This window comes from Enterobacter sp. H2G27 (genome assembly GCF_054403075.1).
In genome coordinates, this window is the sequence record NZ_JBSVSI010000001.1 from 1,809,980 (window position 1) to 1,832,069 (window position 22,090).

At 58.3% G+C, this 22,090-nt stretch carries 20 protein-coding genes and 1 pseudogene; 16 read left to right on the top strand and 5 right to left on the bottom strand.

Annotated features, from left to right (window positions below):
* Positions 1–29: 29 nt before the first annotated feature.
* The 3 genes from ACW9E7_RS08630 to paaZ all read right to left on the bottom strand — a co-directional run bounded on the left by ACW9E7_RS08630 (position 30) and on the right by paaZ (position 6,169).
* Positions 30–1,136, bottom strand: a complete 1,107-nt coding sequence (locus ACW9E7_RS08630; protein ID WP_115874951.1) for a GGDEF domain-containing protein — start codon at positions 1,134–1,136, stop codon at positions 30–32.
* Between the two features lie 118 nt (positions 1,137–1,254).
* Positions 1,255–3,528, bottom strand: a complete 2,274-nt coding sequence (tynA, locus tag ACW9E7_RS08635; RefSeq protein ID WP_458727580.1) for a primary-amine oxidase — start codon at positions 3,526–3,528, stop codon at positions 1,255–1,257.
* Between the two features lie 598 nt (positions 3,529–4,126).
* A complete protein-coding gene (paaZ, locus tag ACW9E7_RS08640) occupies positions 4,127–6,169 on the bottom strand; it encodes a phenylacetic acid degradation bifunctional protein PaaZ (protein ID WP_458727581.1) in 2,043 nt (680 codons plus the stop codon).
* 285 nt (positions 6,170–6,454) lie between these two features.
* On the opposite strand from paaZ, the gene paaA reads away from it, so the two are divergent.
* From paaA to ACW9E7_RS08710, 14 genes and pseudogenes are all read left to right on the top strand, one after another.
* Positions 6,455–7,384 (top strand): 1,2-phenylacetyl-CoA epoxidase subunit PaaA, encoded by a 930-nt coding sequence (paaA, locus tag ACW9E7_RS08645; RefSeq protein ID WP_271367799.1) that lies wholly within the window; start codon positions 6,455–6,457, stop codon positions 7,382–7,384.
* Between the two features lie 12 nt (positions 7,385–7,396).
* On the top strand, positions 7,397–7,684 hold the full coding sequence (gene paaB / locus ACW9E7_RS08650) for a 1,2-phenylacetyl-CoA epoxidase subunit PaaB (protein ID WP_003857353.1): 288 nt from the start codon (positions 7,397–7,399) through the stop codon (positions 7,682–7,684).
* Positions 7,685–7,692: 8 nt separating this feature from the next.
* Positions 7,693–8,439 carry a 1,2-phenylacetyl-CoA epoxidase subunit PaaC gene (gene paaC, locus ACW9E7_RS08655; RefSeq protein ID WP_458727582.1) on the top strand — a complete coding sequence of 249 codons (747 nt, stop codon included), beginning with the start codon at positions 7,693–7,695 and terminating at the stop codon, positions 8,437–8,439.
* 11 nt (positions 8,440–8,450) lie between these two features.
* Complete coding sequence (paaD, locus tag ACW9E7_RS08660; protein WP_458727583.1) at positions 8,451–8,948, top strand: 1,2-phenylacetyl-CoA epoxidase subunit PaaD; 498 nt, start codon at positions 8,451–8,453, stop codon at positions 8,946–8,948.
* Between the two features lie 7 nt (positions 8,949–8,955).
* The gene (gene paaE, locus ACW9E7_RS08665) at positions 8,956–10,026 is read left to right on the top strand and encodes a 1,2-phenylacetyl-CoA epoxidase subunit PaaE (RefSeq protein ID WP_458727584.1); all 1,071 of its coding nucleotides are present in this window, start codon (positions 8,956–8,958) and stop codon (positions 10,024–10,026) included.
* A complete protein-coding gene (gene paaF, locus ACW9E7_RS08670; RefSeq protein ID WP_458727585.1) occupies positions 10,023–10,790 on the top strand; it encodes a 2,3-dehydroadipyl-CoA hydratase PaaF in 768 nt (255 codons plus the stop codon). Before paaE ends, paaF begins: the two co-directional genes overlap by 4 nt.
* Positions 10,790–11,578 carry a 2-(1,2-epoxy-1,2-dihydrophenyl)acetyl-CoA isomerase PaaG gene (gene paaG, locus ACW9E7_RS08675; protein WP_320739513.1) on the top strand — a complete coding sequence of 263 codons (789 nt, stop codon included), beginning with the start codon at positions 10,790–10,792 and terminating at the stop codon, positions 11,576–11,578. Before paaF ends, paaG begins: the two co-directional genes overlap by 1 nt.
* Position 11,579: 1 nt before the next feature.
* Complete coding sequence (paaH, locus tag ACW9E7_RS08680; RefSeq protein WP_458727586.1) at positions 11,580–13,004, top strand: 3-hydroxyacyl-CoA dehydrogenase PaaH; 1,425 nt, start codon at positions 11,580–11,582, stop codon at positions 13,002–13,004.
* Positions 12,994–13,416 carry a hydroxyphenylacetyl-CoA thioesterase PaaI gene (gene paaI / locus ACW9E7_RS08685; RefSeq protein WP_458727587.1) on the top strand — a complete coding sequence of 141 codons (423 nt, stop codon included), beginning with the start codon at positions 12,994–12,996 and terminating at the stop codon, positions 13,414–13,416. Before paaH ends, paaI begins: the two co-directional genes overlap by 11 nt.
* Positions 13,416–14,621: a 3-oxoadipyl-CoA thiolase gene (gene pcaF / locus ACW9E7_RS08690; RefSeq protein ID WP_458727588.1), complete on the top strand. Its 1,206-nt coding sequence runs from the start codon at positions 13,416–13,418 to the stop codon at positions 14,619–14,621. Before paaI ends, pcaF begins: the two co-directional genes overlap by 1 nt.
* 27 nt (positions 14,622–14,648) lie before the next feature.
* A complete protein-coding gene (gene paaK, locus ACW9E7_RS08695) occupies positions 14,649–15,965 on the top strand; it encodes a phenylacetate--CoA ligase PaaK (protein WP_063145626.1) in 1,317 nt (438 codons plus the stop codon).
* A gap of 102 nt (positions 15,966–16,067) precedes the next feature.
* The gene (gene paaX / locus ACW9E7_RS08700; protein WP_021241337.1) at positions 16,068–17,003 is read left to right on the top strand and encodes a phenylacetic acid degradation operon negative regulatory protein PaaX; all 936 of its coding nucleotides are present in this window, start codon (positions 16,068–16,070) and stop codon (positions 17,001–17,003) included.
* 9 nt (positions 17,004–17,012) lie between these two features.
* Positions 17,013–17,609, top strand: coding sequence for a phenylacetic acid degradation protein PaaY (paaY, locus tag ACW9E7_RS08705; protein ID WP_143345056.1), 597 nt, complete (start codon positions 17,013–17,015; stop codon positions 17,607–17,609).
* Positions 17,610–17,711: 102 nt separating this feature from the next.
* Positions 17,712–18,459: pseudogene (locus ACW9E7_RS08710) on the top strand (SDR family oxidoreductase).
* Positions 18,460–18,469: 10 nt separating this feature from the next.
* Here ACW9E7_RS08710 and ACW9E7_RS08715 read toward each other — a convergent pair.
* On the bottom strand, positions 18,470–19,711 hold the full coding sequence (locus ACW9E7_RS08715) for a serine hydrolase domain-containing protein (RefSeq protein ID WP_458727589.1): 1,242 nt from the start codon (positions 19,709–19,711) through the stop codon (positions 18,470–18,472).
* 137 nt (positions 19,712–19,848) lie between these two features.
* On the opposite strand from ACW9E7_RS08715, the gene ACW9E7_RS08720 reads away from it, so the two are divergent.
* On the top strand, positions 19,849–20,331 hold the full coding sequence (locus ACW9E7_RS08720) for a glutathione peroxidase (RefSeq protein ID WP_458727590.1): 483 nt from the start codon (positions 19,849–19,851) through the stop codon (positions 20,329–20,331).
* Between the two features lie 152 nt (positions 20,332–20,483).
* Here the strand turns inward: ACW9E7_RS08720 and ACW9E7_RS08725 are convergent, their stop codons facing one another.
* Positions 20,484–21,380 carry a LysR family transcriptional regulator gene (locus ACW9E7_RS08725; RefSeq protein ID WP_458727591.1) on the bottom strand — a complete coding sequence of 299 codons (897 nt, stop codon included), beginning with the start codon at positions 21,378–21,380 and terminating at the stop codon, positions 20,484–20,486.
* Between the two features lie 129 nt (positions 21,381–21,509).
* Here ACW9E7_RS08725 and ACW9E7_RS08730 point away from each other — a divergent pair, with 129 nt between their 5' ends.
* Complete coding sequence (locus ACW9E7_RS08730) at positions 21,510–22,082, top strand: flavin reductase family protein (protein WP_047174584.1); 573 nt, start codon at positions 21,510–21,512, stop codon at positions 22,080–22,082.
* The last annotated feature ends 8 nt before the right edge of the window (positions 22,083–22,090 follow it).

Sequence of the window (22,090 nt, forward strand, 5' to 3'; positions counted from 1 at the left end):
GGGTAAGCGCAGCGCCACCCGGCTTTTATCTACAGCGACCACCGATCCCGCCCGGCCTCCTTCGCCCGATACAGCGCCGCATCGGCGCGGGCGATGATCTCGGTGCCCGCTAACCCCTCGGCCATGCTCGCAATCCCCATGCTCACGGTGACATGGTCGCTGACCGTCGAGGCGCCGTGCGGTATGGCTTCCGTACGCAGGCCGTCCTGAATACGCAGGGCAACCTTTTCCGCGATGTTCTCCGGGCAATTAAACAGAATCACCAGAAACTCTTCGCCGCCGTAGCGTGACACCACATCGTCAGGCGTGCGCACGGACTGCTTCAGCACGCGCGCCACGCGCGTCAGACAGTCGTCGCCCGCCTGGTGCCCGTAGGTATCGTTGTAGCGCTTGAAGTAGTCGATATCCAGCATGATCACCGAGAAGGTTTTTTTCTGCTCAACCGCGTTCTCCAGCACCACCTCCATTTTCCGGCGATTGGCGGTTTTGGTTAACGGGTCCTGATGTGCCAGCGCGTCCAGCCGCGAAATAAGCAGCTGATTTTGCTGGTTACGTCGCCAGGCTTCGTCAAACCAGCTCAGCAGAATGAAACGCCCGCAGATCAGGATCAGCGTAAACACGCTCCAGATAACAACGAAGTGTAGGTTGAGGCCATCGTTTCGTATCCAGCTTGCTATCGGCAGGGTGATCCAGAGCGGGAGCACAAAGGCGAGCAGCCCTTCAGGGTAGAAATAGAGCGCCGTCAAACCGGCGAGTAACAGAATAACGCACAGCGGCCAGACGTGCGGGAGCAGCAGCTGGGTGATAAACCAGAAGCAGGAGACCGACCAGATGGCGCTACAGATAAACAACACCACGCTGATACCGGCGATACGCCGCCAGGCCATGAGGATCAGCGCGGCCGAGAGGATGATAATACCGAGCATGGAGGCATCAACCATTCTCGTCAGCTGGGGCGAGTGGGGATAAAGGGGATCGCTGGGCTTAAGCAGAACGTGTCGCAGCAGAATCATCACCGCAAAGCTGATATTGACGAAGGCCAGCCACGGCAGGTTCATCGCCAACCCGTGCATGACCATGGCATGGCGCGTTGGCCAGGTCGCCCGTTCCAGCGACGGTTTTTTTCTTTTTTCCATAAAGCCCTTTCCCGTCCGGGGGATAAATCATGTCGATGAGATATCTGTAACTATAAGCAAGCCAGGACGATCCTCAAACGCCAGGGCAAAAAAAACCGGGCTATTGCCCGGCGGGTGGTTATTTTTCGTCTTTTTTCTTCCCGAGCGTTGGCGTCTCGTCGAAGAAGTTCCACGGCTTAAGCAGGGTATGCACCCATTCCGTTGGCATGATCGGCCACTCTTCCGCGCGCGCCACGTGGGTGGTGCCGGTGGTTATCCAGACTACGTCGTCCCGATCGTTGAGCGACTCGTTATCCTTGCTGTACTGCCCGAGGCCCGTGTCGTGTACGGAGCGGTTAGGGAATTTACCTTCCGGGTAGAGCTCATCAGGGTGGTAGCGGGTCACCCACAGCTGTTTGTCCATAAAGCTCAGGCGATGGTAGATCCACTCGTCCGGGGCAAATTTCGCGCCGGTCGCCACCGGGTGCGTACCGCCCGCGTAAGGGATGATCTGGTACGAGACCGGGTTACCCATGCGGTTCTCTTTACTTGTGTTGCTCAGCAGGCGAATCGTGCCCGGGTCGAACTTCTGCGCCGCCTGCTGCTCGGTATCAATATCATACTGATTGATCTGCATGGTGCTGGTGCGAGGTCCACCGGCGGTATTCGGCTTCACTTCCGGATCCATGGCCACCAGCTTGTTGTTGATGCCATCCACGTCCATATCAAGACGGAAGTTGTAGATGTGCTGGTGCGTGGTGCCCACGATGTTGTGGTCGATCAGCGTACCGTATTTTGTATCGTCTTTGGCGGTGGCATCGTGCATGGTTTTCGCCTGCACGCCTTTCACCGCTTCGATACCCGTCGCGCCGGCGTCAATGCCGATGGTGCCATTTTCATGGAACACCCAGTCGAAGATGTAATCGTAGTTGCCCACGGTACTCACCCAGCGCACGACCAGCTCGCGGCGCTCGGTGCTGACGTTAGGCTGGCCCATCTCCTGATGCTTATATTCCGGGCCCGCGTAGCGTTCGAAAATGGCGATTGCGCGCGGGATCTCCATCGGCGCGCCGGTGTAATCCGGAATGGTTTCATTGAGCATCACCGCGTTGGACGGCACGTCTTTACCGCGCACCAGCGGCGAGGTCAGGGTGCCCATGCCGTAGTCGCCGGAATCAAGATAGGCCTTGAAATACCAGCCCACGTCCGGATCGCCGTAAGGAACGATCATGCCGCCGAGCGACCCCTGATACATAATCTGACGCTTTTTGCCGTTGTCGTTGTAGGTAACGGTCGAAATCATCGGACCGACGCGAGAGTCCAGGCTCAGGTGGAAATCCCAGTTCTGCCAGTGCACCATATCGCCGGTAATGGTGTAGTTCTTACCTTCCGGCTCGATGATGTCGAGCGGTTTTTTCGGCGTTTCTATACGATCTCGGCCATCGTAGGGGCGCGGCGTCATCGGAACCGGAACAACGGCACCTTCCTCAATCTTCTGGATTTTCTTCTGCTCAAGATCGACCACGGCCACCAGGTTCTCAATCGGGTGCGCCCAGTAGTTGCCGTCGCCCACATCCAGATAGCTCACCACCTTCAGCAGGCGATCTTCCTGCTTCAGGCCGTCTTTACCGTCGAAATAGCCGACGGTCAGCGGCGTGGTAATCACTTTTTTCGGGTCGGTGATGCCGTGTTTTTTAAGCACCTCGGCAAATTCCGTACTCTCGTTAACGATCTGCTGTACCGCGGTGAAATCATCCAGCAGCACCATGCCGTGCGCGTCTTTCACCGGCTCCCAGCGCAGGATTTTTTTATCCTTCAGATCCACCAGGCTTTCGATAACGTGCTTTCCATCGAGCATCACAATCTTTGCCTGACGCGGTGCATCCACCGCCGTACCGTTAAGCACAAAGTCCCACACTTTGGCTTTCTCTGGCTCTGCAAGGGCAATCTGGGTAAAGCGGGTATTAGGCTTAAAGTCCGCCGAGGCTTTCACAGTCTCAACGGCCTGCTTAATTTCGTCCGCCGTCAGCGCGTTTAGCGGGTGAGGGCGTTTTTCAACCTGGAAGGTCTGGTCAAGGCCGGACTGGAAAACATCATTGATGAAGCTGTCAGAGATAAAGGCTTTCTTGCCTTTCATCACCACCGGCACCTCGAGCCTGAGGGTTTTGCCGTTGACGATGGCGGTTTTGGCACCCGGTTTGACCTTCACAAAGGCACCGTCTTTCGCAATGGTGAACATCTGTGCGTAATCATCCCACTGAACGTCGGCGCCAAAGTCCTGCAGCGTTTTGTCCATCGGGACCATATGCGCCTCGCTGCCGTGGGCGAAAACAGGGGATTGCCAGGCGCAACACAGCGCAACGGCCATAGCCAGCGCCGTTCTACGGGCAGAAAAAGAAGAATTGCTTCCCATCGTAGACCTCATCTTGTTGTGTTTATTGTGTTGTGACAGCCTTATCCTGACAGGCGCCTGAGAAAAGCGTTTGCCTGCATCTGCCAGATTATTTGTCAGTCTTGCCAGGTTAAAAAAAGAGCGGGGATACATCACATGCCGGGCCATTTCCTCTCCCCACAAATGATGTCAGCACAGGCGACCCCCTCTCCCTTGAGGGAGAGGGCTGGGGTGAGGGGGAACATACGGCTGTGGTGGTCATTCCGTTCACTTTATGTTCCTTACTACTCTGTAACGACATGACCGGTGAACGTGCCAGGGTGGCTCAATCGCCACCACCCTGGCGACCCGGGCTCCCGGCGGTAAATCGCCGCTTCGCGGTGCCCTCAGCTTATTCCTTCAGGCTATCGGGTCGGGCATGAGCCTGCATCCCTGCAGGCCACGCCCTCTCGGCGCATCCCTGCGCCTCGCCCCGGCCTTACGGAAACGCTTCGGCGATTTACAGCCGGACCAGGGTATCGCTGTAAGCCATTAATTTTCCTGAAGCAATTTATCGCTTCTGGTTAAAAAAATTACAGGGATTCCTCCCCCTTTGGGGAGAGGGTCAGGGTGAGGGGCGTTAGCTGAAATCTCCCTGCTGGCGCGCCACCAGCGTCAGGATGGAGTAAAGCGCCACGGCCTGCTGGTGCTGGTTGAAGATCTCAACCGCCCATTCCACCACGCCGGTCGGTTTTTCCTCGGCGGTGCGCTGTTTCTTCAGCGTTTTACGCTTGCAGGTCAGACGTACCTGAATGGTATCGCCCGGTTTGACCGGCTCGATAAAGCGCAGGTTTTCCATGCCGTAGTTGGCAATCACCGGCCCGACGCCCGCATCGACGAACAGTCCCGCCGCGGCGGAGATCAGGAAGTAGCCGTGCACCACGCGCTCGCCAAAGATCGACTCTGCCGCGCCGATCTTGTCCATATGGGCGTAGAAGTGATCGCCGCTCAGGCATGCAAAGTTCACGATGTCCGCTTCCGTGAGGGTGCGGCGCGGCGTCAGCAGGCTGTCGCCCGGCTGTAGCTCCTCAAAGTATTTGCGGAACGGATGCACGCGATCTTCCTGCACCGCTGCGCCACGCACCCACTGCTTGCCGATGGCGGCCAGCATGGTCGGGCTGCCCTGGATCGCGGTGCGCTGCAGGTAGTGCTTCACCGCGCGCAGGCCGCCCAGCTCTTCGCCGCCGCCCGCGCGGCCCGGACCGCCGTGGACCAGCTGCGGCAGCGGAGAGCCGTGGCCGGTAGACTCTTTTGCTGATTCCTCGTTAAGGATCTGAATACGCCCGTGGGCGCCCGCCGCGCCGGCAATAAACCGGCGGGCAATCGCCGAATCGGTGGTGACCAGCGTACCCGCCAGGCTGCCGCCGCCCGCGCGGGCAAGCTGCTCCGCGTGCTGTGCATTGCGATACGGCATCAGCGTCGCTACCGGGCCGAAAGCCTCCGTCGCGTGGACGGCGGGGGTTTCATCCGGCTGCGGGCAGAACAGCAGCGTCGGCGGGAAGAACGCGCCAGCGGCCTGCAAATCCGCTTTGCCGCCCAGACGGACCTGGCAGCCTGCGGCGATCAGGTGATCCACTTTCTCCTGCACGTCCGCACGCTGTTCGGCGTTGACCAGCGCGCCCATTTTCACCCCTTCCTGCGTCGGGTCGCCCACCAACACCTTTTCCAGCCGGGCAATCAGCGCCTTGCTCACGGCCTCAATCTGGCTCTGCGGGACGATAATGCGGCGAATGGCCGTACATTTCTGCCCGGCTTTGGCGGTCATCTCGCGGACCACTTCCCGGATGAACAGGGCAAATTCCGGCTGCTCAGGGGTGACGTCTTCCCCCAGCACGCAGCAGTTCAGGGAGTCGGCCTCCATGGTGAACGGAATGGCATTCGCCACAATATTCGGGTGCACGCGAAGGCTTTGCCCGGTGCTGGCGGAGCCTGTAAAGGTCACCACGTCCTGGCTGTCGAGCTGGTCGAGCAGATCGCCCGCGCCGCCGCAGATCAGGCTGATGGCACCGTCCGGCACCAGCCCGCTGTCGACGATGGATTTCACCATCGCCTGCGTCACCTGCGCGGTGGCGGTGGCGGGTTTGATGATGGCGGGCATGCCGGCAAGCCAGGTCGGCGCCAGCTTTTCCAGCATCCCCCAGCAGGGGAAGTTAAAGGCGTTGATGTGCACCGCCACCCCGGATTTTGAGGTCAGGACGTGGCGCGCCGCAAAGCCGCCTTGTTTCGACAGCGGGATTAACTCGTCTTCCGGCCACACGGTGTCATCCGGCAGCTCGCGGCTGCCCAGGCTGGCGTAAGTGAAAAGGGTGCCGATCCCGCCTTCAATGTCCACCCAGCTGTCCGCTTTAGTCGCCCCGGTCTGGGCGGACAGGGCATAAAACGTCTCTTTCTCGCTAAGCAGGTGCTTTGCCACCGCCTTCAGCATGGCTGCGCGTTCGATAAAGGTCATCGAGTGAAGCGCTTCGCCGCCGCGATCAATCGCATAGCGGCGGGCGGCCGCCATATCCAGCCCTTCGCTGGTCACGCTCCACAGCGCTTCGCCACTGATGGCGTGATGAATAGTGCGTTCGCGGCCCCGGCCAGACTGCCAGGAACCGGACAAGAAGCTGGCTAACTGCTGCATCGCTTATCTCCAAATGTTACGTGATTTACTCATTAATAGTTTAATCATGAATCATAAAAATCAAGCGGCGTTTTTAATGAATTGTTAATGATGTGATCTGGCTGGATGAATTTCAGAATACGAAGGCCCGCTTATCAAGGCTTTCAGCAAAAGGCTTGCGAGCAGCGTCACAGAATCAGGAAACAATTCTTGGGGTTATATTTAACCTTTGTGTAACTTTTAAAAAACAAAGTGATTCAACATTACGCTTTAATTTGCAAACTAACGAATCATAAAGGTGATGACGTGACGCAAGAACAACGGTTTGAGCAGCGCATAGCGCAGGAGACGGCGATTGAGCCTCAGGACTGGATGCCTGACGCCTACCGTAAGACGTTGATCCGACAGATTGGCCAGCATGCGCACTCCGAAATTGTCGGCATGCTGCCGGAAGGGAACTGGATCGCTCGCGCCCCGACGCTGCGCCGAAAAGCGATCCTGCTGGCGAAGGTGCAGGACGAAGCCGGACACGGGCTTTACCTCTACAGCGCGGCGGAAACGCTGGGCTGCGCGCGGGAAGACATCTACCAGAAGATGCTCGACGGCAGGATGAAATACTCCTCCATCTTCAACTATCCGACCCTGAGCTGGGCCGATATCGGCGTGATCGGCTGGCTGGTGGACGGCGCGGCCATCGTCAACCAGGTGGCGCTGTGCCGCACTTCCTATGGTCCGTATGCCCGCGCGATGGTGAAAATCTGTAAAGAAGAGAGCTTCCACCAGCGTCAGGGCTTTGAGGCCTGCATGGCGCTGGCGCAGGGCAGTGAAGCCCAGCGCCAGATGCTCCAGGATGCCATCAACCGCTTCTGGTGGCCGGCGCTGATGATGTTCGGGCCGAACGACGACAATTCGCCGAACAGCGCCCGCAGCCTGGCGTGGAAAATCAAACGCTTCGGCAACGACGAGCTGCGCCAGCGTTTTGTCGACAACACGGTGCCGCAGGTGGAAATGCTGGGCATGACGGTGCCCGATCCCGACCTGCGTTTTGATGAAGAGAGCGGTCATTATCGCTTCGGCGAGATCGACTGGCAGGAGTTTGACGAGGTCATTAACGGGCGCGGCATCTGCAACCACGAACGCCTGGCCGCGAAACGTAAAGCCTGGGAAGAGGGCGCGTGGGTGCGGGAAGCCGCGCTTGCGCACGCCGAAAAACAGCGCGCCCGGCAGGCCGCGTAAGAGGAAACAACCATGAGCAATGTCTACTGGCCGCTGTACGAAGTGTTCGTACGCAGCAAACAGGGGTTATCCCACCGTCACGTTGGCAGTCTGCATGCCGCCGACGATCGCATGGCGCTGGAAAATGCGCGTGATGCCTATACCCGCCGCAGCGAAGGGTGTTCTATCTGGGTGGTTAAGGCGAGCGAGATTGTCGCCTCCCAGCCGGAAGAGAGCGGCGAGTTCTTCGATCCGGCGGAAAGCAAGGTTTACCGCCATCCGACGTTCTACACCATCCCCGACGGCATCGAGCATATGTGAGGCAACGAATGAATTCAGTGACTGCCTATGCCCTGCGTCTGGGCGACAACGGTCTGGTGCTATCCCAGCGTCTCGGCGCCTGGTGCGGCCACGCGCCGGAGCTGGAAATCGACCTCGCGCTCGCCAATATCGGTCTCGACCTGCTGGGGCAGGCGCGCAATTTCCTGACCTATGCCGCGGAGCTGGAAGGCCAGGGCGATGAAGACACGCTGGCGTTTGGCCGAGACGAGCGCCAGTTCCGCAACGTCCTGCTGGTGGAGCAGCCGAACGGCAGCTTCGCCGACACGATTGCCCGCCAGTACCTGATGGATGCCTGGAACGTGGCGCTATACGAACGCCTGACCCATAGCCGCGACGGCCAGCTTGCCGCCATTGCCGCCAAGGCGATTAAAGAGGCGCGCTACCACCTGCGCTTCAGCCGCGGCTGGCTGGTGCGTCTGGGGGACGGGACCGAAACGTCAGCGCAAAAAATGCAGCAGGCCATCGACAACCTGTGGCGTTTTACGGCCGAGCTGTTTGAAGCCGATGACGTCGAGCGGGAGCTGATTGAGTCCGGCGTGGCGGTTGACCCGCGCGTCCTGCGCCAGCCGTGGGAAAGCGAAGTCTTTGCCGGTCTGAATGAAGCCTGCCTGCAGGTTCCCGCAGAGGTGGCGTACCGCACCGGGGGTAAGAGGGGGCTGCATACCGAACATCTGGGCCCGATGCTGGCGGAAATGCAGTATCTCCAGCGCGCGTATCCCGGTCAGCAGTGGTAAAGGAGAACGCTATGCAACGCCTCGTCGACATCGCGCCCGCGCAAATCCCGCAGATCTGGGCGCTGTTAGGCCAGATCCCCGATCCGGAAGTGCCGGTATTAACCATCACCGATTTAGGCATGGTGCGCAGCGTGAAGGCGCAGGGGGAAGGCTGGGTCATTGGCTTCACGCCAACCTACTCGGGCTGTCCGGCAACGGAACACCTGCTGGGGGCGATCCGCGAGGCGATGACCGCGCACGGCTTTACCCCAGTGCACATTGTGCTCCAGCTTGAACCCGCCTGGACCACCGACTGGATGACCGCAGACGCGCGCGAGCGTCTGCGGGCGTACGGCATCAGCCCGCCCGTGGGGCATAGCTGCCACGCGCACGTTCCGGCAGAGGTGAGCTGCCCGCGCTGCGCCAGCACCGACACCGCGCTTATCAGTGAATTTGGTTCGACGGCCTGCAAAGCGCTCTATCGCTGCAACACCTGCCGTGAGCCCTTCGACTATTTCAAATGCATTTGAGGCTGCCATGACAACGTTTCATTCATTAACAGTGGCAAAAGTGGAACCCGAAACCCGCGACGCGGTGACCATCACCTTTGCGGTGCCGCAGGCGCTGCAGGAGGCCTACCGCTTCCGTCCCGGCCAGCACCTGACGTTAAAAACGACGCTTGGCGGAGACGAGCTGCGCCGCTGCTACTCCATCTGCCGGAGTACCGCCCCGGGCGAAATCAGCGTGGCGGTCAAGGCGATTGAAGGCGGGCGCTTTTCCCGCTATGCCCGGGATGAGATCAAAGCGGGCATGGCGCTGGAGGTAATGGTTCCTCAGGGGCAGTTTGGCTACCAGCCGCGGGCCGAACGCGAAGGCCACTATCTGGCAATTGCGGCAGGCTCCGGGATCACTCCGATGCTGGCGATTATCTCCGCGACGCTTGAGACCGAACCGAACAGCCATTTCACCCTGATCTACGGCAACCGCAGCAGCCAGAGCATGATGTTCCGCCAGGCGCTGGCGGACCTGAAGGACAAATACCCGCAGCGCCTGCAGCTGGTCTCCATCTTCAGCCAGGAGCGGCTGGACAGCGACCTGCTGTATGGCCGCATCGACGGGGAAAAGCTGCAGGCGCTGGCGAAAACCCTGATCAACTTCCGCCAGTACGACGAGGCGTTTATCTGCGGCCCGTCCGCAATGATGGACGACGCGGAAGCCACGCTGAAGGCGCTGGGGATGCCGGACAAATCCATTCACCTTGAGCGCTTTAACACCTCCGGAATCACCGTTAAGCGCGCGGCGCACGTGCAGGTGGATGGACAAAAAGTGACCGTTCGCCAGGACGGGCGCGACCGTGAAATCACCCTGACGGCGGACGACGAAAGCATTCTCGATGCCGCCCTGCGTCAGGGGGCGGATCTGCCTTATGCCTGTAAGGGCGGCGTCTGCGCCACCTGTAAATGCAAAGTGCTGCGCGGGAAGGTGGACATGGCAACCAACTACAGTCTGGAGCCGGACGAGCTGGCGGCCGGGTATGTGCTCAGCTGCCAGTCGCTGCCGTTAACCGCCGACGTGATCGTCGACTTCGACGCGAAGGGGATGGCATGAGCGAACTGATTGTTACCCGTCATGGCCGCGTGCTGCAGCTGACGCTAAACCGTCCGGCGGCGCGCAACGCTCTGAATAATGCGCTGTTGACCCAGCTTGCGGAACAGCTTGAGGCCGCCGCCGTGGATGCCGAGATTTCCGTCTGCGTGATTTACGGCAGCGAGCGCTGCTTTGCCGCCGGAGCCGATCTCAACGAAATGGCGGAGAAAGACCTGCCCGCCACGCTGAACGATATCCGCCCGCAGCTGTGGGCGCGTATCAACGCTTTTCCTAAACCGCTGATCGCCGCCGTGAACGGCTTCGCGCTGGGCGCAGGCTGCGAGCTGGCGCTGCTGTGCGACGTGGTGATTGCCGGTGACAACGCCCGTTTCGGCCTGCCGGAAATCACGCTCGGCATTATGCCCGGCGCGGGCGGCACCCAGCGTCTTATCCGCAGCGTCGGTAAATCGCTGGCCAGCAAAATGGTGCTGACCGGCGAGAGCATTACCGCAGAGCAGGCGCTGAGCGCCGGGCTGGTGAGCGATGTTTTCCCGGCAGCGCTGACGCTGGAGTATGCCCTGAAGCAGGCGGCCCTGATGGGACGCCACTCGCCGCTGGCTTTACAGGCAGCCAAACAGGCGCTGCGCCAGTCTCAGGAGGTGCCGCTTCAGGCCGGTCTGGCCCAGGAGCGCCAGCTGTTTACGCTGCTTTCTGCCACCGAAGACCGCCGGGAAGGCATCAACGCCTTCCTACAAAAACGCACTCCCGACTTTAAAGGACGCTAATTGTGGAATTTATTCTCAGTCATGTAGAACAGGGCGTGATGACCATTACGCTGAACCGTCCGGAGCGTCTGAACAGCTTTAACGACGTGATGCACCAGCAGCTGGCCGAGTGCCTGAAACAGGCCGAGCGCGATGACACTATCCGCTGCCTGCTGCTCACCGGCGCAGGACGTGGTTTCTGTGCCGGTCAGGACCTGAATGACCGCAACGTCGACCCCAACGGCCCGGCGCCGGATCTGGGCATGTCCGTTGAAACCTTCTACAACCCGCTGGTGCGCCGCCTGGCAAAGCTGCCGAAGCCCGTCATCTGTGCCGTTAACGGCGTGGCGGCGGGCGCGGGCGCCACGCTGGCGCTCGGGTGCGACATGGTGATCGCGGCGCGCTCCGCCAGCTTCGTGATGGCCTTCAGCAAGCTCGGCCTGGTGCCGGACTGCGGCGGCACCTGGCTGCTGCCGCGCGTGGCCGGACGCGCCCGCGCCATGGGGCTGGCGCTGCTCGGCGACAAGCTCAGCGCCGAACAGGCGCAGGCGTGGGGCATGATCTGGCAGGTGGTGGATGACGAGCAGCTCTCCACCACGGCACAGCAGATGGCCCTGCATTTTGCGTCGCAGCCGACCTTCGGCCTGGGGCTGATCAAGCAGGCGATCAACGCCGCGGAAACCAATACTCTGGACGCTCAGCTCGATCTCGAGCGCGACTATCAGCGGCTGGCCGGGCGCAGCGACGACTACCGCGAGGGCGTCAGCGCCTTCCTCGCGAAGCGCGCGCCGAACTTTACGGGGAAATAAGATGCTGAACATACGTACGGTCGCCGTGATTGGCAGCGGCACGATGGGTGCCGGGATTGCCGAAGTGGCGGCCAGCCACGGGCATCAGGTGCTGCTCTATGACATCTCCAGCGATGCGATATCACGCGCCATCGACGGGATCCGCCAGCGTCTGGCCTCCCGTGTGACGCGCGGAAAACTCTCCGCCGATGCCGGGAGCCAGACCCTTGCCCGGCTTGTTCCCGTCACGGAGATCGACGCGCTCTCCGCGGCCGATCTGGTGATTGAAGCGGCCTCCGAGCGGCTGGAGGTGAAAAAGGCGCTGTTTGCCCAGCTGGCTGAGATCTGCCCGCCGCAGACGGTGCTGACCAGCAATACCTCCTCCATCTCCGTCACGGCGATTGCGGCGGACGTCCACCACCCGGAGCGCGTCGCAGGGCTGCATTTCTTTAACCCGGCGCCGGTGATGAAGCTGGTGGAGGTGGTCAGCGGGCTGGCGACCTCCCCGGAAGTGGCCGACGCGCTGTGCGAGCTGGCGCTGAACTGGGGCAAACAGCCCGTTCGCTGCCAGTCAACGCCGGGGTTCATCGTCAACCGCGTCGCCCGTCCGTTTTATTCCGAAGCCTGGCGCGCGCTGGAAGAGCAGGTCGCGCCGCCGGAGGTGATTGATGCCGCCCTGCGCGAAGGCGGCGGCTTCCCGATGGGGCCGCTGGAGCTGACCGACATGATTGGTCAGGACGTAAATTTTGCGGTGACCTGCTCGGTATTTAACGCCTTCTGGCAGGAGCGTCGTTTTCTGCCTTCGCTGGTGCAGCAGGAGCTGGTGCTGGCTGGAAGGCTGGGCAAGAAAAGCGGGAAGGGCGTGTACAACTGGCAGGGCGACAAACCTGACGTGCAGTGGGTTGAGTCGGTGAACGACAGCTATAGCCCGATGCGCGTGGAAAAGCGACGTGACGGTGTCACGGAAATTGATGATGTGTACCTGATTGAAACGCAGGGAGAGACCGCGCAGGCGCTGGCGCTGCGGCTCAACGGCCCGGTGGTGGTGGTAGACCGCATCGAGCGTGACGTGGCGGTCATTGCCGCCGCCGCCAGCAACCCGCATACCGCAACGCAAAAATCCATCCGCTACCTGCAGCAGCAGGGACACCGGGTGGTGCGAATTGCCGATTATCCCGGCCTGCTGATCTGGCGAACGCTGGCGATGATTGCCAACGAAGCGCTGGATGCCCTGCAAAAAGGGGTCGCCAGCGAGAAGGATATCGACACGGCCATGCGCCTGGGCGTGAACTACCCGAGCGGGCCAATCGCCTGGGGTGAGCGCCTGGGCTGGCAGCGCCTGCTGACGCTGCTGGAGAACCTGCAGCGTCATTACGGCGAAGAGCGCTATCGCCCCTGTTCACTGCTGCGCCAGCGCGCGCTTCTGGAGAGTAGCTATGAGTCATAACGCATGGCATAACGCCCGCACCATGTACGAACGGGACGCCTGTGCTCAGGCGATGGGGATGGACATTGTCGAGATGGACGAGGGCTACGCGGTTGTCACCATGACCATCACCCCGCAGATGCTTAACGGCCACAAAACGTGCCACGGCGGACAGCTGTTTTCGCTGGCGGACACTGCCTTTGCCTACGCCTGCAATAGTCAGGGGCTGGCGGCGGTGGCCTCCGGCTGCTCGATTGATTTTCTGCATCCGGGCTTCGCCGGGGACACGCTCACCGCCACCGCGCGGGTGAAGCATCAGGGCAAGCTGACCGGCGTATACGACATTGAAATCCAGAACCAACAACAGAAAACCGTCGCCCTTTTTCGCGGAAAATCTCACCGCATCGGCGGCAGCGTGACAGGAGAGGCCTGATGCGTGACGCATTTATTTGTGATGGCGTTCGAACCCCGGTGGGGCGCTACGGCGGCGCGCTTGCCGCAGTCCGAACCGACGATCTCGGTGCCGTGCCGCTGCGCGCGCTGCTGGCCCGCTATCCGCAGCTCGACCTCGAGCGGATCGACGACGTGATCTTCGGCTGCGCCAACCAGGCGGGGGAAGATAACCGCAACGTGGCGCGCATGTCGTCCCTGCTGGCCGGGCTGCCGCAGACGGTGTCCGGAACCACCATTAACCGCCTGTGCGGGTCGGGTCTGGACGCGATTGGGTTTGCTGCCCGCGCCATTAAGGCGGGCGACGGCGACCTGCTGATCGCGGGCGGCGTGGAGTCGATGTCCCGCGCGCCGTTCGTGATGGGCAAAGCCACCGCCGCGTTTCAGCGTCAGGCGGAGATCTTTGATACCACCATCGGCTGGCGATTTGTGAATCCGCTCATGCATCAGCAATTCGGAACTGACAGTATGCCGGAAACGGCAGAGAATGTAGCTGAATTGTTAAATATCAGCCGTGCCGATCAGGACGCGTTCGCCCTGCGCAGCCAGCAGCGTACCGCGCTGGCACAGCAGAACGGCATTCTGGCGCAGGAGATCGTGCCGGTGCAGGTGCCGGGTAAAAAAGGGGCGGTCACAGCGTTCAGCGTGGATGAACATCCGCGGGCGGACACCACGCTTGAACAGCTTGCCGGGCTGAAAACGCCGTTCCGTAAGAACGGGGTGGTCACGGCGGGGAATGCCTCCGGGGTCAACGACGGCGCTGCGGCGCTGATCGTCGCCAGCGAGAAGATGGCGCTGGCGCAGGGGTTAGTCCCGCGCACGCGGATCGTGGCGATGGCGACGGCAGGCGTGGAGCCACGTCTGATGGGGCTCGGCCCGGTGCCGGCCACCCGCAGGGTGCTGGAGCGCGCCGGACTCAGTATTCACGATATGGACGTCATCGAGCTTAACGAAGCTTTCGCCGCGCAGGCGCTGGGCGTGCTGCGTCAGCTGGGCCTGCCGGACGATGCCGCGCACGTTAACCCGAACGGTGGCGCGATTGCGCTGGGCCACCCGCTGGGCATGAGCGGCGCCAGGCTGGCGCTGGCCGCGAGTAATGAACTGCACCGACGCGGCGGGCGCTACGCGCTGTGTACGATGTGCATCGGTGTGGGTCAGGGCATTGCCATGATCCTTGAGCGTGTTTGAGCATAAAAACAATGTGAGTACCCTACAATGACAAATACAACAAAGCTTGATCCGATTGAAACGGCCTCCCTTGACGAGTTACAGGCGCTGCAGACAGAGCGTCTGAAATGGACGCTGCATCACGCCTACAACAACGTGCCGATGTACAAACGCAAGTTTGACGCCGCGGGCGTTCACCCTGACGATTTCAAAGAGCTGGCGGATATCCGTAAATTCCCTTGCACCACCAAGCAGGACCTGCGGGATAACTATCCGTTCGATACCTTTGCCGTGCCGATGGAGCAGGTGGTGCGCATTCACGCGTCTTCCGGCACCACCGGCAAACCGACCGTTGTCGGCTATACGCAGGGCGACATTGATAACTGGGCCAACCTGGTGGCCCGCTCCCTGCGCGCGGCGGGCGGCAGCGCGAAGGACAAAATTCACGTGGCGTATGGCTACGGCCTGTTTACCGGCGGGCTGGGGGCGCACTACGGGGCCGAGCGTTTAGGCGCGACGGTGATCCCGATGTCCGGCGGCCAGACGGAGAAACAGGCGCAGCTGATCCGTGATTTCCAGCCGGACATGATCATGGTGACGCCATCCTACTGCCTCAACCTGATTGAAGAGCTGGAACGCCAGATGGGCGGCGATGCCAGCACCTGTTCCCTGCGCGTGGGCGTCTTCGGCGCCGAGCCGTGGACGCAGGCCATGCGCCGGGAAATTGAAAAACGCTTAGGCATTACGGCGCTGGACATCTATGGCCTCTCCGAAGTGATGGGGCCGGGCGTGGCGATGGAGTGTATCGAAACCGTCGACGGCCCGACCATCTGGGAAGATCATTTCTACCCTGAGATCGTCAACCCGAACGACGGCACGCCGCTGGATGACGGCCAGCAGGGCGAGCTGCTGTTCACCACGCTGACCAAAGAGGCGCTGCCGGTGATCCGCTACCGCACCCGCGATCTGACGCGCCTGCTCCCGGCCACCGCGCGCAGCATGCGCCGTATGGACCGGATCAGCGGCCGCAGCGACGATATGCTGATCATCCGCGGCGTCAACGTCTTCCCGTCGCAGCTGGAAGAGGAGATCGTGAAGTTCGAACATCTTTCGCCGCACTACCAGCTGGAGGTGAATCGTCGCGGACATCTTGATTCACTTTCCGTGAAGGTGGAGCTAAAAGAGAGCAGTCTGACGCTGACCCACGAGCAGCGTTGTCAGGTGTGCCACCAGCTGCGCCACCGCATTAAGTCGATGGTGGGGATTTCCACCGACGTCACGATCGTTAACTGCGGCAGCATCCCGCGCTCGGAGGGCAAAGCCTGCCGGGTGTTTGACCTGCGTAAAGTTGCGGCCAACGGCTAAGTTTCCTCTCACTCCGGCCCTCTTCCAAAGAGAGGGGGTTAGGGTGAGGGGCTATCCCAGAATCCTATGCTATGATTCATCCAGGACAAAAATAACAACAGAATGAATCACATGAATAAACTCGACGCCTTTATCCAGCACGCGGTCAGCTCCGTTCCCGTCAGCGGGACCTCGCTTATCTCCTCGTTATACGGTGACGCGCTTTCCCATCGCGGCGGTGAGATTTGGCTCGGCAGCCTGGCTGCCTTACTGGAAGGCATGGGGTTTGGCGAACGGTTCGTGCGTACCGCGCTGTTTCGCCTCAACAAAGAGGGCTGGCTGGACGTCTCGCGCATCGGACGACGTAGCTTTTACCGCCTGAGCGATAAGGGGCTGCGCCTGACGCGTCGCGCGGAGAATAAGATCTACCGCGCGGAACTGCCCGCCTGGGACGGAAAATGGCTATTGCTGCTCTCAGAAGGGCTGGACAAAACCACCCTTGCCGACGTCAAAAAACAGCTGATCTGGCAGGGGTTTGGCACGCTGGCGCCAAGCCTGATGGCCTCGCCGTCGCAGCATCTTGCGGACGTGCAGTCCCTGCTTCACGATGCTGGGGTGGCGGAAAACGTGATTTTCTTTGAAGCCCACTCGCCGCTGGCGCTCTCCCGCGCCGCGCTGCGTTCACGCGTGGAAGAGTGCTGGCAGTTAACCGAGCAAAACGCGATGTACGAGTCCTTTATCAATTCGTTCCGTCCGCTGCTGCCGCTGCTGAAAGAGGCCGCGCCCGAGGAGCTGACGCCGGAACGCTGCTTCCAGATCCAGCTGCTGCTGATTCACTTTTATCGTCGCGTGGTGCTGAAGGATCCGCTACTGCCGGAAGAGTTACTGCCCGCGCACTGGGCGGGGCAAAGCGCCCGACAGCTCTGCATAAATATCTATCAGCGTGTCGCGCCGGGAGCGCTGGCGTTTGTCAGCGAGAAGGGCGAAACCTCCGTCGGCGAACTGCCCGTGCCCGGCACGCTCTACTATCAGCGCTTTGGTGGTCTCACAAGCGCATAAGGAGGGAAGATGCCTGTTTATCAAATTGACGGCCTGACGCCGGTCGTGCCTGACGAGAGCTACGTTCACCCAACGGCGGTGCTGATTGGCGACGTGATTCTGGGCAAAGGCGTTTATGTCGGTCCTAATGCCAGCCTGCGCGGTGATTTTGGCCGTATCGTGGTGAAAGACGGGGCGAACATTCAGGATAATTGCGTGATGCACGGCTTCCCGGAGCAGGACACGGTGGTGGAAGAGGACGGGCATATCGGCCACAGCGCCATTCTTCACGGCTGCGTGATCCGCCGCAATGCGCTGGTGGGCATGAACGCGGTGGTGATGGACGGGGCGGTCATTGGTGAAAACAGCATCGTCGGCGCGGCTGCGTTCGTGAAGGCGAAAGCGGAGATGCCCGCCAACCATTTGATTATCGGCAGCCCGGCCAAAGCGATTCGCGAGCTGAGCGAGCAGGAGCTCGTCTGGAAGCAGCAGGGCACGCGGGAATACCAGGTGCTGGTGGAGCGCTGCAAGCTGACGATGCATCAGGTTGAACCGTTGCGCGAGGTTGAGCCTGAACGGAAGCGGCTGACGTTTGATGAGAATTTAAGGCCGAAGTCTGCGGTGTAGGACGGGAAGTCTGCGCCAGGGCACTAACGGGAAGATGTGACCCCGCCTCATCATGCTATAAATCCTCCGACATAGACTCATCACGATAAAGGACGCAGAGTTATGCTGAGAGGAAAACGCGCTGTTATCACGGGCGGCGGCGGGGGATTTGGTCAGGCGCTTTGCGTCTGGCTGGCGCGAGAGGGCGTTGACGTTGATTTTAGCGCCCGTCGCGAGGAGGATATAGAAAAAACTTGCGCCCTCATAGCGGCTGAAGGGGGGGGCAAGAGGGTATCTCTGTGATTTAGCCCAGCCGGAATCCGTTTCTCAGTTCTCTTCGCAAGTCTTACATTCAGACAGGCCAATCGATATTTTAATACTGAATGCTGCTCAGTGGCTGTCAGGAACAATAGACGAACAATCGAGCTCTGAAATCGTCAATACCGTCAGTTCAGGCCTGACAGGTTCAATCCTGCTCACCCAGACGCTGCTTTCAGGATTGCGACGCTCAGACGGCGCAGACATCATTGCGATTATATCCGCATGCGGTATTCCGAACTTTACAGATTCCATTGCCCATCCCGCTTTTTTTGCCAGTAAACACGGGCTAAGCGGCTTTCTAACGAAACTGTCAGCACACTTATCCAAAGAAAATATTCGGGTAAACGGGTTATATCCGCCTGATTTTGAACTGACCGGTTTAGATGCGCATGTCGATCGTCAAACAAGAATGGGGGAGCGTCTGGTGAATGGACGGTCCATCTGGGAAACGATGCGTTTTGTGCTGACTCAGCCTCGAAGTTGCCATATTAGTACCATCTACTTTCAGGGGCCGACTCGTGAAGATCTGGCGCATCAGGCCTTAATCTGACGGCGGGCACTCACCGTAATTGCTGATAAACGCGTTCAGACATCCCGTTATTCGCAAAACGGTTGCCAGAGATAATAAGGCTGTCTTTTTTCGCCATATCCATCAACAGCGCGATGCCAATGTAATTACTCCAGTTAAAGGTATTTTGCAGCACCACCACCGCATTGCCTTTTTCTTTGTCATAACCGATAAAGCTGGAGTAGCCGCCGATATAGCCGACCTGATAGGTGATTTTTTCCATACCGATAAAGTCGGTGGTCCAGGCAATACCCTGTATCCCGTCGGGACGTTGAATATCGGTATTTCTGACTTCGGCAAAGACGCTGTCCAGCAAGGGATTGTGTGTCGTCGATACGTGATAGCGCGCATAGGCCGCCAGATCTTCCGCGTTGCTGTATAAGCTTGCTGCCGCCACCATGTTGTTGGAAAAATGCCAGTCCGGCGTGAGCTGTCCGCGCGGGATGAATTTCGGCTGATCGCCCGCGTGGCCGAGGGCGCGCTGCGGGTATCCTTTTAGCTGCTGTGGCGTAAAGCTGCTGTTAGCCATTTGCAGCGGATGGAAAATATAGCGCGAGGCTAAACTCTGGATATCTTCGCATGTTTTGTGTTTCAGGATATAGCCGATCAGCGCGTAGCCGGTATTGGAGTATTGCGGCACTTTATTCTTTGGCGCTTGCCATTCGGCGAGGTAACGCAGCACGTTATCGCTATCCAGCTCGCCGTAGAAATTATCGCCCGTGCTTAAATAGCTGATGAATTTTCCAAGCATCGGAACATCCATATTCTGACGCGGCAGGCCGGAGGTGTGGGTTACCAGTTCAAGCAGAGTGATTTTTTGTGCATCCGCGCTAAGCGGCGTACCCGGCGGTAATAATGTTGCCAGGCTATCGTTCCAGTTCAGTTGCCCTTCATTGACCAGACAAGCCACTACTTCCGCCGTAATCCCTTTGCTGAGCGAGCCGAGTGCAAACAGGGTGTCGGGCCTGACCGGATAACGATTGACCGCATCGGTTACGCCCCAGGTGTAAAACTGCGGTGAGCCGTGATTATGAATGACCGCGACCGTCATTCCTGGAACGGATTTTTGCGCCATGTAGTGACGCACCACGCTGTCAACGTCGCCATCCAGCGAATCATGGGTGAGAAGTTCCTGAGTACCTTCCGGGGAGGACATTTGTGAAAGCGTGCCACAACCGCTGAGGAGTGGGAGAGTAAGCAGAAGCCAGCGAAATTTTTTTGTTATGTTCTGCATACCTGATAGCGAGTGTGGTGGTCATTGGCGCGCCAGGAATGTATCACAAATAGCCTGCTTGAATGTAAACTTTCTACACGGTGACGGCCCTGTGGATGGTCACCGTGACTTTTCGGCCAGCTTTGAGGGATTTTTGTATGACTCGCTTTTATCAACTTACCGCCACCCGTCTGGATGGACAGCTTACCTCTATGGCCGACTATGCCGGAAAGGTGGTTTTGGTCGTGAATACCGCCAGCCAGTGTGGCTTCACGCCGCAATATGCTGGTCTTGAAGCGCTGTACAAGAAGTACGCCGATCGGGGGTTAGTGGTGCTGGGCTTCCCCTGCAACCAGTTCGGTAAACAGGAACCCGGCGGCGCCGACGAAATCTCGAAAACCTGTTACATCAACTACGGCGTGAGTTTCCCGATGTTCGAGAAGGTTGAGGTTAACGGTAGCGCAGCGCATCCGCTGTTTCGTTATCTTAAAAACGAATTACCCGGCGTGCTGGGTGAGCGAATGAAGTGGAACTTTACTAAGTTTCTTATCGGACGCGACGGTAAACCACTGAAGCGCTTTGCTCCGATGACTACCCCAGAGAAAATGGAGGGGGCGATTGTTGAGGCTTTGCGGAGTTAGGTGCTGTGGTGACTGGAGCATTCCACAAATCCAGTGCTAACGAAAATGAATTATATGGAAGCTGGCAACGGACGCCCCTCGATTGTGGTAGATCTTACTGCCTTTTCTTATGACTGCTTTGTGCCAGCAGCGGACGTTGCGCGGTATGTTAGTTATGATACGAAATGTTTGCGTAAGATTTTTTCTAATAGTGAAAAAATTACTGTGACCCTTTTTGGAGTAATCGTCTGATAAGGCCGATATAAATAAAATTGCCATTTCTCCTGTCGCAGTTCTGGCAGGGGGTTTATGAGTTGACCATTTGCTAAGTACTCTCTACAGATAAAATCGCTGGACTGTACAACCGTTTTGCCAGCCAAAGCGGCCTGAATTTCTGCGTATGGGTCCGTAGTATAAAATTCAATATGACGAGGGACAAAGGTATTCACTGCGTCACTCATAAATTCAAAGATTTTTCCCGTTTCAGGATTAAGTAAACCACTGAATGGATAACGTTGCCGAAGATCTTCTAAATCCGTTGGAGCTCCCAGGCGCGCAACGAGTTCTGGGGATGCTACCAAAATATGTTCCACCTGCGTGATATTTTTAATGATAAAGTTTGGATTAGGTTCTCGCCCGACGCGTATACCTATATCGATACGATGCTCGACAGTATCAAGTTTCATCATGTCTAAACGCCAGTCGATAAATAATTCAGGATATGGGCGTAGCGCAGTCAATAGTTCATATAATACTTGTTCATGCTTTGGAAATCGAAGCGACGTGATACGGACAATGCCCTTCATTTCATTATCATCTTTCGCCGTCTGAAATAGTTTTTCCGAATCCTCAAGCAGTCGCCTGGCTTGAGGTAAAAAAAGCTCACCGAAGCTTGTGAGAAAGATCGAGCGAGTATTGCGTCTGAAAAGGGGTTCATCAAGCTGTTTCTCCAGCTCAGCGATTGTTCGTGTTACAACCGATGGTGAAACCGAAAGCTTTATAGAGGCTTCGCGGAAGTTGAGGGTCTCAGCGGCGATGATAAAAAACTTCAGAGCATCAAGTTTGTTCATGATTGTTGTGAAAGTTGCAATAATGTTTTTTGATATTAGCAATTAATTTGCAATTATTCCAGTCGTATAATCAAACCATCAAACAAGTAATCTATCGTATCCTTTTATCAGAACTTTGAAGAGTAATTTATGGCAATACAACCAGTAGAATTAAACAAAGCCTATCGTTTATTGCAGGTCGGGCCAACGACGATGATATCGGCTAAAAATAATGGTATTGAAAATGTCATGGCAGCTGCCTGGGTGGGATTAGTAGGCAATAACAAAGTGATGGCTTTTATAGGTCCACAGGCATTTACACGCGGCCTTGTCGAAAAAAGTGGATATTACGTTGTCCAGGTCCCAGTAGTAAATCAGATGGAAATGGTTTTATATGCAGGCGGTCACAGTTATTCTGACACACCCGAAAAAAACAATAAAATCCCACTTTTTTATCAGAAAGAGTTTGATCTGCCTTTAGTTGTAGGTTGCGCTGGCTGGCTAGTCTGTAAGGTTATACCCAATGAAGAAAATGAAAAGCAGCACAACTTGTTCATGGGGGAAATTGTCGGAGCATGGAGTGATGACCGCGTTTTCAGGAATGGGCACTGGATTTTTGATGATGCGCCTGATGAACTACGTACTGTCCATTACGTAGCTGGCGGACAGTTTTACGCCATTGGCAAAGGTACAAAATTTAATTATGGTCCGGGAAAAGACTAATCCTTACT

What these genes read in the sequence shown, in the direction of transcription:
- ACW9E7_RS08630 (WP_115874951.1), bottom strand. Translation starts at nt 1,136, where the DNA reads ATGGAAAAAAGAAAAAAACCGTCGCTGGAACGGGCGACCTGGCCAACG.
- tynA (WP_458727580.1), bottom strand. Translation starts at nt 3,528, where the DNA reads ATGGGAAGCAATTCTTCTTTTTCTGCCCGTAGAACGGCGCTGGCTATG.
- paaZ (WP_458727581.1), bottom strand. Translation starts at nt 6,169, where the DNA reads ATGCAGCAGTTAGCCAGCTTCTTGTCCGGTTCCTGGCAGTCTGGCCGG.
- paaB (WP_003857353.1), top strand. Translation starts at nt 7,397, where the DNA reads ATGAGCAATGTCTACTGGCCGCTGTACGAAGTGTTCGTACGCAGCAAA.
- paaC (WP_458727582.1), top strand. Translation starts at nt 7,693, where the DNA reads ATGAATTCAGTGACTGCCTATGCCCTGCGTCTGGGCGACAACGGTCTG.
- paaD (WP_458727583.1), top strand. Translation starts at nt 8,451, where the DNA reads ATGCAACGCCTCGTCGACATCGCGCCCGCGCAAATCCCGCAGATCTGG.
- paaE (WP_458727584.1), top strand. Translation starts at nt 8,956, where the DNA reads ATGACAACGTTTCATTCATTAACAGTGGCAAAAGTGGAACCCGAAACC.
- paaF (WP_458727585.1), top strand. Translation starts at nt 10,023, where the DNA reads ATGAGCGAACTGATTGTTACCCGTCATGGCCGCGTGCTGCAGCTGACG.
- paaH (WP_458727586.1), top strand. Translation starts at nt 11,580, where the DNA reads ATGCTGAACATACGTACGGTCGCCGTGATTGGCAGCGGCACGATGGGT.
- paaI (WP_458727587.1), top strand. Translation starts at nt 12,994, where the DNA reads ATGAGTCATAACGCATGGCATAACGCCCGCACCATGTACGAACGGGAC.
- pcaF (WP_458727588.1), top strand. Translation starts at nt 13,416, where the DNA reads ATGCGTGACGCATTTATTTGTGATGGCGTTCGAACCCCGGTGGGGCGC.
- paaK (WP_063145626.1), top strand. Translation starts at nt 14,649, where the DNA reads ATGACAAATACAACAAAGCTTGATCCGATTGAAACGGCCTCCCTTGAC.
- paaX (WP_021241337.1), top strand. Translation starts at nt 16,068, where the DNA reads ATGAATCACATGAATAAACTCGACGCCTTTATCCAGCACGCGGTCAGC.
- paaY (WP_143345056.1), top strand. Translation starts at nt 17,013, where the DNA reads ATGCCTGTTTATCAAATTGACGGCCTGACGCCGGTCGTGCCTGACGAG.
- ACW9E7_RS08715 (WP_458727589.1), bottom strand. Translation starts at nt 19,711, where the DNA reads ATGCAGAACATAACAAAAAAATTTCGCTGGCTTCTGCTTACTCTCCCA.
- ACW9E7_RS08720 (WP_458727590.1), top strand. Translation starts at nt 19,849, where the DNA reads ATGACTCGCTTTTATCAACTTACCGCCACCCGTCTGGATGGACAGCTT.
- ACW9E7_RS08725 (WP_458727591.1), bottom strand. Translation starts at nt 21,380, where the DNA reads ATGAACAAACTTGATGCTCTGAAGTTTTTTATCATCGCCGCTGAGACC.
- ACW9E7_RS08730 (WP_047174584.1), top strand. Translation starts at nt 21,510, where the DNA reads ATGGCAATACAACCAGTAGAATTAAACAAAGCCTATCGTTTATTGCAG.